Consider the following 13,408-nt stretch of genomic DNA (forward strand, 5'->3'; position numbering starts at 1 on the left):
TCGACGTGGCGAAACTCAATCAGATCATCGCAGTGGAGAAGGGCGTCAAGTCCAAGGCGCACCAGGACCTGACGGCGGCCCATCACGGCCTCCAGAAGGCCGCGTTGCTGGCCGGGATCTCCCGTACCTACCAGCCCAAGGACGAGGAGGGCGAACAGCTTCCGCCCGAGTCGACGCTGGTCCAGGTCAAGGCCGAGGACGTGCTGCGGGACACCGCGGCCACGCTGACCCGCCTCTTCGATGTGACCGCCACGAAGGACTGGGCGAACTGCTCGGCCCGGGCCGATGTGACGGTGGACGGCCGGGCCCTGGTGAGCGAGGTGCCGGTGTCGTATCTGCTCTTCCTGGAGAAGCAGTTGACCGACCTCAACACCTTCGTCCGCAAGCTGCCGGTGCTGGACGCGGCCGAGGCCTGGGTGCAGGACCCGTCGACCGACTCCTGGAAGACGGAGCCTGTCCGTACGCTCCGCACCAGGAAGGTGCCCCGCAACCACGTGAAGGCGGAGGCCACCGAGAAGCACCCGGCGCAGGTCGAGGTGTACTACGAGGACATCCCGGTCGGGTACTGGACGACCGTCAAGTTCTCCGGGGCGCTGCCCGCACGGCGCGTCAACGAACTGCTGGACCGGATCGAGAAGCTCCAGCAGGCCGTCAAGTTCGCCCGCGAGGAGGCCAACGGCGCGGAGGTCACCGACCAGCGGGTGGGTGATGCGGTATTCGGTTACCTCTTCGGGTGACCGACCATGGATTCCCCGGCCGCCGTCTTTGGCGGCCGGGGTGCGCGAGGAGCGCAAGCTGAAACTGAAGCTTGTCGTGAAGGCGCGGTTCCAGTGGAGGTTCGACTCCTCCCTCCGGCACGGGCCGGAGTAGCCCAAGCAGGCAGAGGCAGACCGCCGTCAATCTCAGACTCTTGCTCCAGACTCAGCATTCGCCGCCGATCGCCGGATCGAACGGGCCCGGGCCCGCGCGCGTCGAGATGCCGGTTCAAGTCCGGCCCGCAGAGCTCCGATCTGCGGTGGTCCAAAGGCAGGACGCGACGACATCATGACTGACCCGGATCCTTAAACGTGCCGGCGTGCCAGATGGGCGGCATTCACAGGGCCCGGAGGCCGGCTACGCCTCCGGGCCCGCTCCCGTTTCCAGGCCCGCCCCCCGTCTTCGGACCCGCTCCCGTCTTCGCCGCCCGCCCCCGTCTTCGGGCCCCCTGAACACGGGCGCGTCACGTCAGCGAGACGCCCCGCCCCGCGAAGAACCGCTCGAACTCCGTCAGCGGCAGCGCGGCCGCCCGTGTCCCGGCATCCGTCCCCGACGGATTGTGGAAGTGGACGCCGGACCCGTCGGCCGTCCGCGCGGTCACCAGCACCAGATGCCCGCCCCGCCCCGGAGCCGGCCGCTCCGGGTGCCGGATGCCGTAGTGGACGGAGGCCAGCACGGTCCGGCCCGCGTCCAGCAGACCGGGGATCTCCGCCAGGTCCAGATGCCGGTGGACCGTGGCCCCACGCCCGTACACCTCGCCGACGTACGCGGCGAAGGGGGCGTAGACCATGCCCCGGATCGTCCCGTCCACGTCCTCCGTGTACGCCCCGTACTTCAACGCCCCGTCGCGCAGCGCGAACAGCGAGGGGGCGTCGGCGCCGAGCGCCATGCGCAGACAGGTCATACCGCACAGATGGCCTGCCCAGCGCGCGTACTCGGCGGGAGAGCCGGCCCCCGACTCCGCCCAGCCCGGGTCCTCGGCCGGGTCGAGCCCGCCCTCCACGATCGCCCCCACCAGCTCCGGCGTGGCGAACTGGGTGTGGAGGGGGACGGAGCAGAGGGCACAGGTCACTGGCGGTATCCGTTCAGGAAGCGGCCGATGCGGCTGATCGCCGCGTCGAGATCATCAGCGTGGGGAAGGGTCAGGATGCGGAAGTGGTCCGGGCGCGGCCAGCTGAAGCCGGTGCCCTGGACCACCTGGATCTTCTCCCGCAGCAGCAGGTCCAGCACGAACTTCTCGTCGTCGAGGATGCGATGCACCTTCGGATCGATGCGCGGGAAGGCGTACAGCGCGCCTTTCGGCTTCACGCACGAGACGCCGGGGATCTCGTTCAGCCGCTCCCAGGCACGGTCGCGCTGCTCGTGCAGCCTGCCGCCCGGCGCGACCAGCTCCCGGATGGACTGCCGGCCCCCGAGCGCGGCCTGAATGGCGTACTGCGCCGGGGCGTTGGGGCACAGCCGCATGGAGGCCAGCATGGTCAGGCCCTCCAGGTAGTTGCGGGCGTGCTGCCGGGGCCCCGACACCACCATCCAGCCGGACCGGAAGCCGGCCACCCGGTACGTCTTCGACAGACCGCTGAAGGTCAGGCAGACCAGGTCCGGGGCGAGGACGGCGGCGCTGTGGTGCTCGGCCCCGTCGTACAGGATCTGGTCGTAGATCTCGTCGGCGAACACCATCAGCCCGTGCCGCCGGGCCAGGTCGAGCATCCCTTCGAGGATCTCGCGCGGATAGACCGCGCCGGTGGGGTTGTTCGGGTTGATGATCACGAGGGCCTTGGTCCGGTCGGTGATCTTGGCCGCCATGTCGGCGAGATCCGGGTTCCAGTCGGACTCCTCGTCGCAGACGTAGTGCACGGCCTTGCCGCCCGCGAGCGTGGTCACCGCCGTCCACAGGGGGAAGTCCGGAGCCGGGATCAGCACTTCGTCGCCGTCCTCCAGCAGCGCCTGCACGGCCATGGAGATCAGCTCCGAGACCCCGTTTCCGAGGAACACGTCGTCCACACCGACCTCGGTCAGCCCCATGGCCTGGTAGCGCTGGACCACCGCCCGCCGGGCCGAGAGGACGCCGCGCGAATCGGTGTAGCCGTGCGCCTGCGGCAGCATCCGGATCATGTCCTGGACGATCTCCTCGGGAGCCTCGAACCCGAAGAGCGCGGGGTTGCCCGTGTTCAGCCGGAGCACGCTGTGGCCCGCCTCCTCCAGGGCGTTGGCGTGCTCGATGACCGGGCCCCGGATCTCGTAGCAGACCTCGTTGAGCTTGCTGGACTGCCGGAACTCCATGCGCTGCCTCCCGAGCCGAATTGCGATACTTGGTTTTACCAAGCTTGAGCTTGGAAAGTCCAACAACATGTCTAGACTGCGTCGCATGCCACGTCAGCAGCAGCCAGCAGCACGCCCCGTCCGTCGCCGGAGCTACGACCAGTTCGACGCCACCGCCCGCGCCCTCGACTCCGTCGGCGATCGGTGGACGCTGCTGATCGTCCGTGAACTGCTGGGCGGGCCGCGCCGGTACACGGACCTGCACGCCGACCTGCCCGGCGTCAGCACGGACGTGCTGGCCTCCCGCCTGAAGGACATGGAGCAGAGCGGGCTGGCCCTGCGCCGCAAGCTGCCGCCCCCGTCGGCCGCGTCCGTCTACGAGCTGACCGAGCGCGGCCACGGCCTGCTGCCGGTGCTCGCGGCCCTCGCCGAGTGGGGCGCGCCCGCCCTCGCCGAGCGCCGCCCGACCGACGCGGTGCGGGCCCACTGGTTCGCCCTGCCCCTGCTCGGCGCCCTCACCGGGCTCACCCGGGAGGGCGTTCTCGAAGTCCGGATCGACGAGGGCGAGTTCCACCTCCATGTCGGTGGGGGAGCGGGGGCTGTGCTGCCGGGTGCCGAGGCGTACGGAGCGGTGTACGGCTACGGTCCCGCCGACCGCCCCGACGCGTGCGTCGTCCTTGACTCCGAGGTCTGCCTGGAGCTGGCACAGGGCGGGGCGACGCTCGCGGCGGCGGTGAAGGACGGCCGCGTCGAGGTGCTCGGCGAAGGCCCGCTCGCCGCGGAGCTGCGGGGGGAGTGAACCTCCCGCACGGAAGCGTCCTCCCGCCGGGGCGGCGATGATGGGACCGTGCGACTCGAAGCGATCACCTGGGAGCGGCTGGCCCGCGAACTGGCCCGGTACGGCGACGGGCTCTCCGCCGCCGACGGCGGACCCTGGCTCACCCTCGGTATCGACGGCGCCCCGGCCGCCCGCACCGGCGAGCAGGCCGAGCGCCTCGCCGAGGAGCTGCGGCTGCTCGGCCGCTCGGTCCTCGTGGTCTCCACCGAGGGGTTCCTGCGCCCGGCGAGTCTGCGCTTCGAGTACGGGAAGCAGGACCCGGACGCGTATCTCGACAGCTGGTTCGACACCGGGGCGCTGTGGCGCGAGGTGTTCGGGCCGCTGGAGGCCGGTGGTTCCGGCCGGGTGCTGCCCGACCTGTGGGACCCGGTGACGGACCGGGCCACCCGCACCCCGTACCACGCGCTGCCCGAGGGCGGGGTGGTCGTCCTGCACGGCCCGTTCCTGCTGGGGCACTGGTTCCCGTTCGCGCTCACCGCCCATCTGCGGCTGTCGCCGGGGGCGTTGCGGCGGCGCACGCCGGACGCGGAACGCGGGACCCTGCCCGCCTTCGCCCGGTACGAGGACGAGGTGTCGCCCACGGAGCGGGCGGACGTGGTGGTCCGGGCGGACGATCCGGCGCACCCGGCCTGGTCGGGGCTGCCCGGGAGCGGGTGAGCGCGCGGCGCGGCGTCGGCTGTCAGAGGCCCGGTGGCGGTCCTTGCCGTACGCCGTGCTGTGCGGCGGGCGGCCGTGCGTACGGTGGCGGCCGTGCGGCTGCGGGGCGCGCTCGTCAAGCGGTCGGCGGTGCCCGGACGTCAGCGGACCGGCGGTGGCCGGACGTCAGCGGACCGGTGGTGCCCGGACGTCAGCGGACCGGCGGCGGCCGGCCGCCCACCGTGGCCACGGCAGCCGCCCCCGCCCGGCAGCCCTCGGCCGCCGCGCCCACGTCGTCCGCCCCGGCCAGCAGGGCCGCCAGGAACCCGCCGGTGAACGCGTCGCCCGCCCCCGTCGAGTCGACCGGCTCCCGCACCAGCGGGGCGGTGGCGCGGCCTACGACCTCGCCCCCGGACGCCACCACGGCTCCCCGCGCGCCCAGGGTGACGACGACGCGCGGGAACCACCGGCTCAACTCGGCCGCCGCGGAATCGGGTTCGGGCAGTCCGGTGAGCAGCCGGGCCTCGTCCGCGTTCGGCAGCAGCAGCTCCGCCCCCTCCGCGAACTCCAGGAACCGCTTCGGCCCCAGCTCCCCGAGGAACCCGGCCGACGCCGGGTCCACGCTCACCGGAATTCCCCGCTCCACGGCGGTGCGCAGGGCGAGAAGGGCGGCGGCTCGGCTCACCGGCGCGAACAGGAGGTAGCCCGAGAGGTGCAGCCGCCCGACGCCGTCGAGCATCGTGGGCGCGAAGTCCTCGACGGCGAGCCGCAGTACGGCCCCGCCGTCGGTCAGGAACGTACGCTCCGCCGCAGCGTCGACCAGGGCGATGACGGTCGCCGTCGCCACCTCGTCGTCCACCGCCAGGAACGCCCGCACCCCCGCCCGCTCCAGCGCCTCCCGGTGCCACCCGGCCGACTCCGCCCCTGCCCGGGCCAGCAGCCGTACGTCCGCACACCCCGAACGCCGTGCCCAGCAAGCGACGTTGGCTCCCGCACCGCCCGGCAGGGTACGGATCCGGGCCTTCGTGTCCGTACCGTGCGCGAGCGCCGACCCATGCCGCGCCACCACATCCGTGACCACCTCCCCCACCACCAGCAGCCCACCGCCCGACGCCGGACGGCTCACGGGGAGTCCGCCGCCGCGGCGCCTCGCCGGACGTCCGCCGCCGCGACGGCGATCCGCGCCGCGAGCGCCACGTTTCCGCGGACGGCCGCGAGGTTCGCCTCCAGCGACGCGCCCCCGGTTCGCCGCATCAGCTGGTCCAGCAGGAACGGCGTGACGCCCTGCCCCGAGATCCCCCGCTCCCGGCACGCGTCCAGCGCCTCCGCCAGCACCCGGTCGTGCAGAGCCGGATCCAACTGGTCGCGTTCCGGTACGGGGTTGGCGACGATCAGCGCGGCCGCCGGGCCGCCCAGCGCCTCCTTCGCCCGGATCACCTCCACCACCTCCTCGGGGCTGTGCACCGTCCAGTCGACGGGTTCGCCGGAGCTGCTCAGATAGAAGCCGGGGAAGTGCCCGGTGCCGTAGCCGACGACGGAGACGCCGAGCGTCTCCAGCCGCTGGAGGGTCGCCGGAACGTCGAGGATCGACTTCACCCCCGCGCAGACCACGGTGATCCCGGTGCGGGCGAGCAACCGCAGATCGGCCGACTCGTCCTGGTCGTCGGCCCATTCCCGGTGTACGCCGCCGAGCCCGCCGGTCGCGAAGACGTCGACGCCCGCCCGCGCCGCCAGGAACGCCGTCGCGGACACCGTCGTCGCCCCGCTCGCCCCGGAGGCGAGCGCCGGGGCGAGGTCGCGGTGCCCCAGCTTGCGTACCGCCGGGTCGTCGGCGACCCGCTCCAACTGGTCCTCGCCGAGACCCACATGAGCCCGGCCGTCCAGGACGGCGACGGTGGCCGGGACCGCCCCGGCCGACCTGACGAGCCCCTCCAGCTCCCGGGCCACGGACAGATTGCGGGGGCGCGGCAGCCCGTGCGCGATGATCGTCGACTCCAGCGCCACGACGGGCAGACCGTCGCTCAGAGCCGCGCGCACCTCCGCCGAGAGCGCCGGCTCGTAGGATCCTGGTGAGTTCTGAGGCATGCCCCCATCCCTGTCGCGGGCGGGAGGGGCGCAAACCACGGACGGACGGCCTGCGGAGGGTCCTGGTCGTCGGGTGGCCGGAAGCGGTCGCTAAGGTGACCGGCCATGACGACACATGACCAGGTCCCCGCCTCCTTCGCCGTGCACATCCCGGACGCCGAGCTTGTCCCGGAACCCCTCGATCCGGCGCAGATCGTCTCGGGCGACCCCGTGGTGACGGGCAAGGTGCTGGGGGAATCGGCCGACGGAAAGCAGATCCGGGGCATCTGGCAGATCACGCCCGGCGTAGTGACCGACACCGAGGCGAACGAGCTGTTCGTCGTGGTCAGCGGCCGGGCGACGGTCGCGGTCGAGGGCGGGGCGACGCTGGAGATCGGCCCGGGGGACGCCTGCGTCCTGCGCGAGGGCGACCGGACGACCTGGACCGTTCACGAGACGCTCCGCAAGGCGTACCACATCAGCCTCTGATGGCTGTGGCTGTGGCTGTGGCTGTGGCTGTGGCTACGGCTGTGGCTGTGGCTGTGGCTGTGGCTGTGGTGCTGGGCGCTGCGGCGGTTGCCGGAGCGGACGGGGCGGCCGGAATGGTCGGGGCGGCTGGAGTCCGGCGACGTCTCAGCCGCCGACCGCCCCCGGCCGCCGCAGGCTCCGGCGCAGGGCGAGCGCGGCGACCGGCAGCAGCAGCGCGGCGCCGACCGCGTTGAGGGGGCCGTACCCCCACTGGGCGACGATCACCCCGGCCGCCGCCCCGCCGATGCCCGCCGCCGCGCTCATGGTCAGGTCCGACAGCCCCTGCACCGCCGCCTGGGCGGACTGCGGCACCGCGTCGGTGAGCAGCGCCGAACCGGCGATCATCCCCGCCGACCAGCCGAGCCCCAGCACGAAGAGGCCCGCGGCGGTCTGCCCGTGCCGGGGCCCGGCGGTGCCCGCGAGCAGCGCGGCGAAGCTCAGCAGTCCGACGGCCAGCCCGATCACCGCCAGTCGCCCGAACCGGTCGGCCAGCCACCCCATCACCGGCGAGAACGCGTACATGCCCGCGATGTGCCCGCTGATGACGAGCCCGATCAACTGGAGATCGGCGCCGTGCCGGCTCAGGTCGACCGGGGTCATGACCATGATCGACACCATCGCGGTGTGCGACACGGTGACCGTCACCAGGGCCAGCCGCGCCATCGGCGAGGCGCGGACGACCTCGATCCCGGCGCGCAGGGAGCGCTTCGGCGGCCCCGCCGGGCTTTCCGGGGCCAGGGCACGGGCGGTGAGGAGCGGATCCGGGCGCAGCGCGAGCGCCACGACGAGCCCGGCGAGCAGGAACACGACGGCCGACCACAGAAAGGGTCCGGCCGCCTCGGGCACCGGTGTACCGCGGAATGCCCGGCTCGCCGGGGCCGAGATGTTGGGGCCCAGGACCGAGCCGATCGTGGTGGCCCAGACGACGGTGGAGATCGCCCGCCCCCGCCGCTCCGGCCCCACCAGGTCGGCCGCGGCGAACCGCGCCTGGAGACCGGCCAGCGATCCCGCGCCGAACCCGGCCATGCCGAGCAGCAGCAGCGGGAAGCTCGGCAGCATCGTGGCCAGGACCACCAGGCCACCGCCCAGCGCACCGATCAGATAGGCCAGCATCAGGCCGGACCGGCGGCCCCGGGCGGTCATCAGAGCGGCCAGCGGCAGCGACAGCAGGGCCGTGCCGACGACGGACGCGGTCGGCGCCAGTCCGGACAGCGCCTCCGACCCGCTCACCTCGGCGGCCAGCATCGGGGCCAGGGCGATGCCGATGGCCACGCCCAGGCCGCCGAGTATCTGGCTGACGACGAGCACGGCCGACGTCCGGCGCTGGAGAGCGGGCAGGCCGGCGGCCGATGTCTGGGGAAGGGAGAGGGGTCGCGTCACCGGCGCAGTCTGCCACCGCTCGGCCGCCGCCGTGCACCCGAACGGGTGAACAGCCCCGTGCGGCGATCCCTAGAACAGCGGCTGCGGCAGCACCCCCTCCAGCGCCAGCAGTTGCCGCTTGGTCTCCCGTCCGCCGCCGAACCCTCCCAGGCCCCCGTCGCTCTCCACCACCCGGTGACACGGCACCACCACCGGCAGCGGATTGGCCCCCATGGCCGCGCCCACCGCCTGCGCCCCCTCCGGCCGGCCGACCCGCGCGGCCAGCTCCCCGTATCCGACGACCGTCCCGTAGGGCACCCCGGACGCCAGCTCGCGGAGCACCTCACGGTGGAAGCCGGAGGTCAGCGACCAGTCCAGATCGAGGGTGAAATCCTGCCGCTCGCCCGCGAAGTACGCCGCGAGCTCACGTATGGGCTCGGCGAGCCGTGCGGAGCCGGGCGCCGCCACCGGCTCCGTGCCGAACCGGGTCCGCAACCGGTCGAGGGCCGCGTCCCGCACGGCGGGGGCGGCGTGGAAGGCCACGTTCACCAGGCCGGTGCCGGTCGCCGCGAGCAGCAGCGGGCCGATGCCGCTGTCCACGACGGCCCACTCGACGGTCGGCTCGCCACCGACCCGGTCACTGTTCATGCCGACCACCGTACGACCCGCCACTGACAGCGGCGGGTCCGTCGGCAAAAGGGCCGGAAGGCGGGGGCGGGAAGGCGGGCCTGTCGCGAAACCGGCGGGCCCGCCCCCTGCCGCCTCAGCTCGTCGCGTCGCGCACCACGTCGGGGAAGTTGGTGATGATGCCGTCGACACCGTAGTCCCGGGCCTTCACCGCGTCCGCCGCCTTGTTGACCGTCCACGTGTTCACCCGCAGACGCTTGCCGTGCGGGCCCTTGAGCCGCTGGACGGCCGCCACGTAGTCGGCGCCGATCGTCGCGAACGAGGGGTTGATCTGATCCGTGAACGCCGCGTACGAGGGCAGGTCCGCCACCGCCGGGGTGCCCAGGAAGCCGGTCGTGATGTCGGGGCGCAGGGTGTGCACCTTCTTCACGCTGTCGGCGCCGAAGCTCTGGATGACCAGGCGGTTCCGTACGTGGGAGCGGTCCAGCCACCCCGACCGGCCCAGCGTCCGGATGATGTCCCGCTCGATGCCCGGGTAGGTCGCCGGGCTCTTGATCTCCAGGAGCAGCTTCTGCCGGTTGCGCTCCATGCGGTGCAGGAACTGGGTGAGCGTCGGGATCCGGGCCCCGGTGAACCGGCTGCCGAACCAACTGCCCGCGTCGAGCTTCGCCAGCTCCGCCGCGGTGAAGTCCTTGACCGCCCAGGGCGCCCGGTCGGGGAAGACCTCCTCGACGTCCGTCGTGCGCTTCAGGTCGGTGTCGTGCAGCACGACGAGCACACCGTCCCGGCTGCGGTGGACGTCGTTCTCGACCCAGTCGATGCCGAGCGCGTCCGCGGCGTCGACGGCGGCGAGGGTGTTCTCCGGCGCGTAGCCCGACGCCCCCCGGTGGGCCACGACGACCGGGTTCGCCCGCTCCGCGGAGACCTGGTCCGGAGCCTCGGGCCGGTCGGCGGGCAGCAGCAGGGCGCCGGCGCTCAGCAGGGCGGCGGCCGTGGTGGAAGCGGTTGCGGTGCGGACGAACACGGGGACTCCTCACGTCGGGAGTGTGCGGACACGCAGAGAGTGACAGCGGCCCGCCAACACCCGGCGGGGCAGCGATGGCCGCGACATGAACGGAACCTTCGGTCCCGGGGACCACCGCTTCGGCACGGCGCACGGCCGTGCCGATAAAATGCGTCTTCTTTTGTCTGTCTGCCGGGACTTGCCCCTTGGGGACCCTCCTCGAACCCGGGCACTCTCGAAGGGCGTACGCACATGCAAGGAACAGTCGACGGATTCACCTACGGCCTGGTGACTCCGGTCGCGGCGTTCCTCATGGCCGCCCTGGGAGCCGCGCTCGGGCTCCGCTGCACCACCCGGTCCCTTCACGCCGCACGCTCCTGCCGGGCCGGCTGGCTGGCGCTCGGCTCGCTGTCGATCGGCTCCGGGGTGTGGACCATGCACTTCGTCGCGATGACGGGCTTCACGGTCCAGGAGACGCCGATCTCCTACGACAGGCCCCTGACCTTCGCCGGCCTGGCCGTGGCCGTCGTGATGATCGGCATCGGCATCTTCATTGTCGGGTACCGGGGCGCGACCCGCATGGCGTTGATCACGGGCGGCACCATCACCGGCCTCGGCATCGCCTCGATGCACTATCTCGGCATGGCGGGCATGCGCATGGACGCGCGGTTCGCGTACGACACGCCCCTCGTCGTCCTCTCGGTGCTGATCGCCGGGGCCGCCGCCACGGGCGCGCTGTGGGCGGCCGTCACCCTCCGGGGGGCCCTGTCCGGCCTGGGCGCGAGCATCCTGATGGCCGTCGCGGTGACCGGGATGCACTACACCGGCATGGCGGCGCTCGACGTGCACCTGCATCTGCCCACCGCTCTGCCGTCCGACCTGTCCGCCGTACTGCCCGGCGACCGGCCCGCCGAGATGATCGGCCCGATGCTGGTGGGCCCCGGCTGCTTCCTGCTCCTCGCCGCCGTGGTGCTCATGTTCGACCCCAGGGCCATGACGGGCGAACCCGACCCGGACCCACGCGTCGGGCGCCGACCGGGTGACCTCCCGATCCCGGGGGCGCCGCGTCGCCCGCCGAACGCCCCGCTCCCGCCCTCCGGACGGCGCCTGCGGAGCACCGCCCGCGAGGGCGCGGGCAGGGACCGGTACCGCTGATCCGAGGCCGTTGTCAGTGGCGCGCCGTACGGTGGTTGCATGCGGCCCGTTTCCAAGATCGAACGTTCGGTGCGGCCTTTCGAGGTCGTCAGTCCCTACCAGCCCAGCGGCGACCAGCCGGCGGCCATCGCCGAGCTGGAGCGGCGTATCCGCGCCGACGAGAAGGACGTCGTCCTGCTCGGCGCGACCGGCACCGGCAAGTCGGCGACCACCGCCTGGATGATCGAGAAGCTGCAGCGCCCCACCCTGGTGATGGCGCCCAACAAGACGCTCGCCGCCCAGCTGGCCAACGAGTTCCGTGAGCTCCTCCCGAACAACGCGGTGGAGTATTTCGTCTCGTACTACGACTACTACCAGCCCGAGGCGTACGTCCCGCAGTCGGACACCTACATCGAGAAGGACTCCTCCATCAACGAGGAGGTCGAGCGGCTGCGCCACTCGGCGACGAATTCGCTGCTCACCCGGCGTGACGTCGTCGTGGTCGCCTCCGTCTCCTGCATCTACGGCCTCGGCACGCCCCAGGAGTACGTGGACCGCATGGTCCAGCTCAAGGTCGGCGAGGAGATCGACCGCGACCAGCTGCTGCGCCGCTTCGTCGAGATGCAGTACAGCCGCAACGACCTGGCCTTCACCCGCGGCACCTTCCGGGTCCGGGGCGACACCATCGAGATCTTCCCGGTCTACGAGGAGCTCGCCGTCCGCATCGAGATGTTCGGCGACGAGATCGAGGCCCTGTCCACGCTCCACCCGCTGACCGGCGAGATCATCAGCGAGGACCCCACGGTCCACGTCTTCCCCGCCAGCCACTATGTCGCCGGGCCCGAGCGCATGGAGAAGGCCGTCGGCGGCATCGAGCGGGAGCTGGAGCAGCGGCTGGCCGAGCTGGACAAGCAGGGCAAGATGCTGGAGGCCCAGCGGCTGCGCATGCGCACCACGTACGACATCGAGATGCTCCGCCAGATCGGCACCTGCTCCGGCGTCGAGAACTACTCGATGCACTTCGACGACCGCGCCCCCGGCACCGCCCCCAACACCCTCCTCGACTACTTCCCGGACGACTTCCTGCTCGTGCTGGACGAGTCCCACGTCACGGTCCCGCAGATCGGCGCGATGTACGAGGGCGACGCCTCCCGGAAGCGGACCCTCGTCGACCACGGCTTCCGGCTGCCGTCCGCCATGGACAACCGGCCGCTGAAGTGGGAGGAGTTCCTGAAGCGGACCGACCAGACGGTGTACCTCTCCGCCACCCCGGGGAAGTACGAGCTCTCGCGCGGCGACGGGTTCGTCGAGCAGATCATCCGCCCCACCGGTCTCGTCGACCCCGAGGTCGTGGTCAAGCCCACCGAGGGCCAGATCGACGACCTGGTCCACGAGATCCGCAAGCGCACCGAACGCGACGAGCGGGTCCTGGTCACCACGCTCACCAAGAAGATGTCGGAGGACCTCACCGACTACTTCCTGGAACTCGGCATCCAGGTCCGCTATCTGCACAGCGACGTCGACACCCTGCGCCGCATCGAGCTGCTCCGCGAGCTGCGCTCCGGCGAGTACGACGTGCTCGTCGGCATCAACCTCCTGCGCGAGGGCCTCGACCTCCCCGAGGTGTCCCTCGTCGCCATCCTCGACGCCGACAAGCAGGGCTTCCTTCGTTCCGGCACCTCGCTCATCCAGACCATCGGCCGCGCCGCCCGTAACGTCTCCGGCCAGGTCCACATGTACGCCGACAAGGTCACCCCGGCCATGGCGCAGGCGATCGACGAGACGAACCGCCGCCGCGAGAAGCAGATCGCCTACAACACCGAGCGGGGCATCGACCCGCAGCCGCTGCGCAAGAAGATCAACGACATCGTCGCGACCATCGCCCGCGAGGAGATCGACACCGAACAGCTCCTCGGCACCGGCTACCGGCAGGGCAAGGAGACCAAGGCCCCGGTCCCGGCGCTCGGCGGCAAGGCCGCGAAGGGGGCCGCGAAGGGCAAGGCCGCCAAGCCCGGCGCGGTGCTCAGCGACCGGCCCGCGACCGAACTGGCCGGGATCATCGAGGAGATGACCGAGCGGATGCGGGCCGCGGCCGCGGATCTGCAGTTCGAGGTGGCCGCCCGGCTGCGCGACGAGGTCGGCGAACTGAAGAAGGAACTGCGTCAGATGAAGGAAGCGGGCCTCGCCTGATCCCGGCACCGATC

At 72.2% G+C, this 13,408-nt stretch carries 13 protein-coding genes and 1 pseudogene; 7 read left to right on the plus strand and 7 right to left on the minus strand.

Annotated features, from left to right (window positions below; translation table 11 throughout):
• Positions 1-5 precede the first annotated feature (5 nt).
• Both ACFWRV_RS08495 and ACFWRV_RS08500 read left to right on the plus strand, forming a co-directional pair.
• Positions 6-737, plus strand: a complete 732-nt coding sequence (locus tag ACFWRV_RS08495) for a hypothetical protein (RefSeq protein ID WP_384330162.1) — start codon at positions 6-8, stop codon at positions 735-737.
• A gap of 34 nt (positions 738-771) precedes the next feature.
• Positions 772-857: pseudogene (locus ACFWRV_RS08500) on the plus strand.
• 362 nt (positions 858-1,219) lie between these two features.
• On the opposite strand, the gene ACFWRV_RS08505 reads toward ACFWRV_RS08500, so the two are convergent.
• Together ACFWRV_RS08505 and ACFWRV_RS08510 are read right to left on the minus strand one after the other, a co-directional pair.
• Positions 1,220-1,828: a peptidase gene (locus tag ACFWRV_RS08505; RefSeq protein ID WP_384330164.1), complete on the minus strand. Its 609-nt coding sequence runs from the start codon at positions 1,826-1,828 to the stop codon at positions 1,220-1,222.
• Positions 1,825-3,036, minus strand: coding sequence for a pyridoxal phosphate-dependent aminotransferase (locus ACFWRV_RS08510; protein WP_384330166.1), 1,212 nt, complete (start codon positions 3,034-3,036; stop codon positions 1,825-1,827). The genes ACFWRV_RS08505 and ACFWRV_RS08510 overlap by 4 nt, the downstream gene beginning before the upstream one ends.
• Positions 3,037-3,121: 85 nt before the next feature.
• On the opposite strand from ACFWRV_RS08510, the gene ACFWRV_RS08515 reads away from it, so the two are divergent.
• Both ACFWRV_RS08515 and ACFWRV_RS08520 read left to right on the plus strand, forming a co-directional pair.
• Complete coding sequence (locus ACFWRV_RS08515; protein ID WP_384330169.1) at positions 3,122-3,814, plus strand: winged helix-turn-helix transcriptional regulator; 693 nt, start codon at positions 3,122-3,124, stop codon at positions 3,812-3,814.
• 48 nt (positions 3,815-3,862) lie between these two features.
• Positions 3,863-4,510 (plus strand): uridine kinase, encoded by a 648-nt coding sequence (locus tag ACFWRV_RS08520; RefSeq protein ID WP_384330172.1) that lies wholly within the window; start codon positions 3,863-3,865, stop codon positions 4,508-4,510.
• 190 nt (positions 4,511-4,700) lie between these two features.
• Here ACFWRV_RS08520 and ACFWRV_RS08525 read toward each other — a convergent pair whose 3' ends face one another.
• Positions 4,701-5,615, minus strand: a complete 915-nt coding sequence (locus ACFWRV_RS08525) for a carbohydrate kinase family protein (RefSeq protein ID WP_384330175.1) — start codon at positions 5,613-5,615, stop codon at positions 4,701-4,703.
• Positions 5,612-6,574: a pseudouridine-5'-phosphate glycosidase gene (locus tag ACFWRV_RS08530; RefSeq protein ID WP_384330178.1), complete on the minus strand. Its 963-nt coding sequence runs from the start codon at positions 6,572-6,574 to the stop codon at positions 5,612-5,614. Before ACFWRV_RS08530 ends, ACFWRV_RS08525 begins: the two co-directional genes overlap by 4 nt.
• Positions 6,575-6,679: 105 nt before the next feature.
• On the opposite strand from ACFWRV_RS08530, the gene ACFWRV_RS08535 reads away from it, so the two are divergent.
• The gene (locus ACFWRV_RS08535; protein ID WP_384330181.1) at positions 6,680-7,042 is read left to right on the plus strand and encodes a cupin domain-containing protein; all 363 of its coding nucleotides are present in this window, start codon (positions 6,680-6,682) and stop codon (positions 7,040-7,042) included.
• A 144-nt stretch (positions 7,043-7,186) separates the two neighbouring features.
• On the opposite strand, the gene ACFWRV_RS08540 is transcribed toward ACFWRV_RS08535, so the two are convergent.
• The 3 genes from ACFWRV_RS08540 to ACFWRV_RS08550 all read right to left on the minus strand — a co-directional run bounded on the left by ACFWRV_RS08540 (position 7,187) and on the right by ACFWRV_RS08550 (position 10,091).
• Entirely contained in the window at positions 7,187-8,461 is a 1,275-nt protein-coding gene (locus ACFWRV_RS08540) for an MFS transporter (RefSeq protein WP_384330184.1), read from the minus strand.
• Positions 8,462-8,530: 69 nt separating this feature from the next.
• On the minus strand, positions 8,531-9,088 hold the full coding sequence (locus tag ACFWRV_RS08545) for a methylated-DNA--[protein]-cysteine S-methyltransferase (RefSeq protein ID WP_384330186.1): 558 nt from the start codon (positions 9,086-9,088) through the stop codon (positions 8,531-8,533).
• A gap of 115 nt (positions 9,089-9,203) precedes the next feature.
• On the minus strand, positions 9,204-10,091 hold the full coding sequence (locus ACFWRV_RS08550) for a glycerophosphodiester phosphodiesterase family protein (RefSeq protein WP_384330190.1): 888 nt from the start codon (positions 10,089-10,091) through the stop codon (positions 9,204-9,206).
• 231 nt (positions 10,092-10,322) lie between these two features.
• Here ACFWRV_RS08550 and ACFWRV_RS08555 point away from each other — a divergent pair, with 231 nt between their 5' ends.
• Positions 10,323-11,225 (plus strand): MHYT domain-containing protein, encoded by a 903-nt coding sequence (locus tag ACFWRV_RS08555; protein WP_384330192.1) that lies wholly within the window; start codon positions 10,323-10,325, stop codon positions 11,223-11,225.
• 39 nt (positions 11,226-11,264) lie between these two features.
• Entirely contained in the window at positions 11,265-13,394 is a 2,130-nt protein-coding gene (gene uvrB, locus ACFWRV_RS08560; protein ID WP_384330194.1) for an excinuclease ABC subunit UvrB, read from the plus strand.
• Positions 13,395-13,408 lie beyond the last annotated feature (14 nt).

Source organism: Streptomyces sp. NPDC058576, assembly GCF_042718715.1.
In the GTDB taxonomy this organism is placed as follows: domain Bacteria; phylum Actinomycetota; class Actinomycetes; order Streptomycetales; family Streptomycetaceae; genus Streptomyces.

Bases quoted from the DNA above. Each gene is read 5' to 3' on its own strand.
- ACFWRV_RS08510 (WP_384330166.1), bottom strand. From the start codon at position 3,036: ATGGAGTTCCGGCAGTCCAGCAAGCTCAACGAGGTCTGCTACGAGATC.
- ACFWRV_RS08515 (WP_384330169.1), top strand. From the start codon at position 3,122: ATGCCACGTCAGCAGCAGCCAGCAGCACGCCCCGTCCGTCGCCGGAGC.
- ACFWRV_RS08530 (WP_384330178.1), bottom strand. From the start codon at position 6,574: ATGCCTCAGAACTCACCAGGATCCTACGAGCCGGCGCTCTCGGCGGAG.
- ACFWRV_RS08535 (WP_384330181.1), top strand. From the start codon at position 6,680: ATGACGACACATGACCAGGTCCCCGCCTCCTTCGCCGTGCACATCCCG.
- ACFWRV_RS08545 (WP_384330186.1), bottom strand. From the start codon at position 9,088: ATGAACAGTGACCGGGTCGGTGGCGAGCCGACCGTCGAGTGGGCCGTC.
- ACFWRV_RS08555 (WP_384330192.1), top strand. From the start codon at position 10,323: ATGCAAGGAACAGTCGACGGATTCACCTACGGCCTGGTGACTCCGGTC.
- uvrB (WP_384330194.1), top strand. From the start codon at position 11,265: ATGCGGCCCGTTTCCAAGATCGAACGTTCGGTGCGGCCTTTCGAGGTC.